We start from the raw sequence: 2,902 nt of genomic DNA, 5'->3' as shown, positions 1-2,902 counted from the left end.
CGTCGGGATTTCATCAAGCTGGGCACGGTGGGGGGTATTTCGCTGTGGCTGGGACGCTTGCCTGCGGCGCAGGCGGTCGAGGTTTATCCTGGGGCCAGTCCGACCAACTGGATCGGGCCGGATGGCAAGGCCAAATATCGCTGGGATGCCATTCGCAAGGTAACGGGTCAGAAGAACTTTGCGTTCGATTTTCGTGCGCTTGATCTGGAGGGCTGGCCCGCCAGTTCGGGGTATGCCTTCATGTTGAAGGCAACGGATGCCGAGCATGTCTTCACCGGGATCGACCTGTCCATGTTGCCTGCCGATTTGCAGCCCGATCGGGTGCTGTTGCAGGGCGATCTGGCCGGCAGCGGCATCCAGGCACCGTCCAGCATGGGCAAGGGCTTTTACGGCGAGCATCTGTTGTTGCCGGTCGGCGAGACTGCGCCGTTGCTGGGACATCCTGTGGCCATGCTGTTCTATCGGGATTTCGACCGCTTTGAGGCCGCCAAGCGCATGCTGCGTTTTGAGACCGGTACCGTCAAGTATGGTGATTTCACCGGGCCCAGGCCGCCTGCCAATTACGGGGCTGCGCGGTTCGTGCGCATTGGCGGTGAGACGCCGCAGTCTCCCCCGGTTTTCGCGCCGTTCCAGGATGGGGCCATCAAGGGCGGCTTTCATGGCAACGAGGTCGTCTGGCCGCCATTCGACCCCGATCCGGCCCTGTTCGTGCCGGATGTCATCAAGAGAAAACGGGGCAGTGGCTTTGAAGATGCCTTGCATGCGGCCGAGGCCGATCCGACGGTCAAGGAGCGTGCCATGGATGCGGCTGCCGTCATTGCGGATGAGATTGCCCAGGCACGCGCCAATCCGGACAAGCTGGTGCTGGAGCGGCATGGCTTTTCACAGTCCATCGACCCCTGTGCGATGGAGCCCGACAACTGTACGGCCTGGTACGACGCCGACACGGCTACCCTGCACATCCTGACCGCGACCCAATCGCCGGCCGGGGTCGCCAGTGCCGCAGCCGAGATGCTGAAAGACAATCGCCAGGTGCCGGTCAAGCGGATCGTGTTGCTGACGGGCTCGACGGTGGGCTATGGCTCCAAGGACTACTCGGTCTTTCCGTACTACGCGATTGCCGCCTGTCTGTACAGCGGCGGCATGCCCGTGCGCATGGCCAACGACCGCTATGAGCAGTTCCAGCTGGGCATGAAGCGCCATTCGATCGACATGGATGTGACGATCTCGGTTGATCGCCAGACTGGCAAGTTCGAGACGCTCAAGGGGGTCTACACCTGTAATGGCGGTGGTCGGGAGAACCTGTCGGTTGCCGTGTCTCATGTCTGTGCGCGGGGCGCGCAATCGGTGTACTACTTTCCGAAGTCCGACCTGGCCACGATGGCGATGGCCACGTCGGCCGTCGAGGCGGGGTCCATGCGCGGCTTTGGCGCATTGCAGTCCATGACCGTGACGGAAGTCATGGTCGATGAAATCGCCGACACGCTGGGGCTGGACCCCATCGAGCTGCGCCGACGCAATGCCTTGCGCACCGGCGACCAGAACACGCAGGGCGGTGTCCAGGCGGGAGACCCGCGGATTGTCGAGATCCTGGACAGGGCCGCGGCGCATCCCCTCTGGATCAACCGCGACCAGGCCAAGGCCGATTTCGACGCGGCCAACCCCGGCAAGCGCTACGGCGTTGGCTTTGCGCAGGTGCAGACCGTGTATGGTTCCAGTGGCGATCCGGGCATCCTGGTGCTGGAGTTCGATGCTGCCGGCACCTTGAGCATGCGGCACTGCGTTCAGGAAATCGGTACGGGTGCGACCACGGCACAGCAGGTCATGGTGTGGCAGGCCCTGGGCAAGGCCCCGGACAATGTCTCCTTCGGGGTGACCGATTTCCCGGAACTGCCGCTGCATACCGCATGGGCCGACCAGGCGCTGCAGGACAAGTATGCCCAGCACGATCCCTATTGGGTGCCGGCCATCGTGCCCGACATGAGTTCGTCGAGCAGCGTGTATTACACCGGCTTTGCCACGCGACAGGCCGCGCGTTTCCTGCTGGAGTACGCGCTCTGGCCGGCGGCGCGTGCGATCTGGAGCGAAGGGGCCGGCGGTGGTCCGATATCGACGTTCGATGTGCAGTTTTCGGATCTGCGCGTGAGCCCCGAAGGACTGGGCGGTGGCGGCATGGCACCCATCCCGTTCGAGCAACTGGCCCGCAAGGCACACGACATGGGGCTGGTGACCGGTGTGGCCCTGCACACCTTCAGCCGATGGGAATGGGCGCGTGCCGAGTTCGATATTCCCGGCGTGGGTGTGCGTACCCTGGCGGTCGATGCCCTGGCGTTGCGCTATGGAGAAGGCGCGCCGACAGCGCTGAAGCAGCGCATGAGCGTGGCTGGCTATGACTTCATCAAACGCACCCGTGCCTTGTATCCGCCCGTCAAGCGCAGCAGCGCCGGGCCGACGACCTATACCTCGGCGGCCTACATCATGGAGCTGAACGTCAATACGTTCACGGGCGAGGTCGATGTGATGCGACATCATGCGCTGATGGACTCTGGCACCATGATCGTGCCCCAACTGGTGTCCGGACAATTGCAGGGCGGTGCCGCCATGGGGATCGGTCATGCGCTGATGGAAGAGCTGCCCCTGTATGGCGACGGGCCTGGCGATGGCACGTGGAACTTCAACCGCTATGTGCTGCCGCGTGCTGCGGATGTAGCGGTCTGGACGCAGACAGCGGAGTTCCTGCCGCCCCTGTCCGAGACCTCACCGCCCAAGGGCATGGCCGAACTGGGCATGATTCCCATCGTGGCGGCCACCAGCAATGCGATAGCTCATGCCATCGGCAAACGCTTCTATGAGTTTCCGGTTTCTACGGAGAAGATTCGGAAGGCGTTGGAGTAGTTGGGGG

Annotated in this window: 1 protein-coding gene; it reads left to right on the top strand. The window is 63.3% G+C overall.

Annotated elements, in window-relative coordinates; genetic code table 11:
• On the top strand, positions 1-2,895 hold a 2,895-nt coding region (locus DD235_RS16640; protein WP_204524274.1), incomplete at its 5' end, for a xanthine dehydrogenase family protein molybdopterin-binding subunit.
• Positions 2,896-2,902 lie beyond the last annotated feature (7 nt).

This window comes from Corticimicrobacter populi (assembly GCF_003123725.1).
In the GTDB taxonomy this organism is placed as follows: domain Bacteria; phylum Pseudomonadota; class Gammaproteobacteria; order Burkholderiales; family Burkholderiaceae_B; genus Corticimicrobacter; species Corticimicrobacter populi.
Note: the sequence above shows the minus strand (reverse complement) of the source record. Positions and strands in the feature narration are given on the sequence as shown.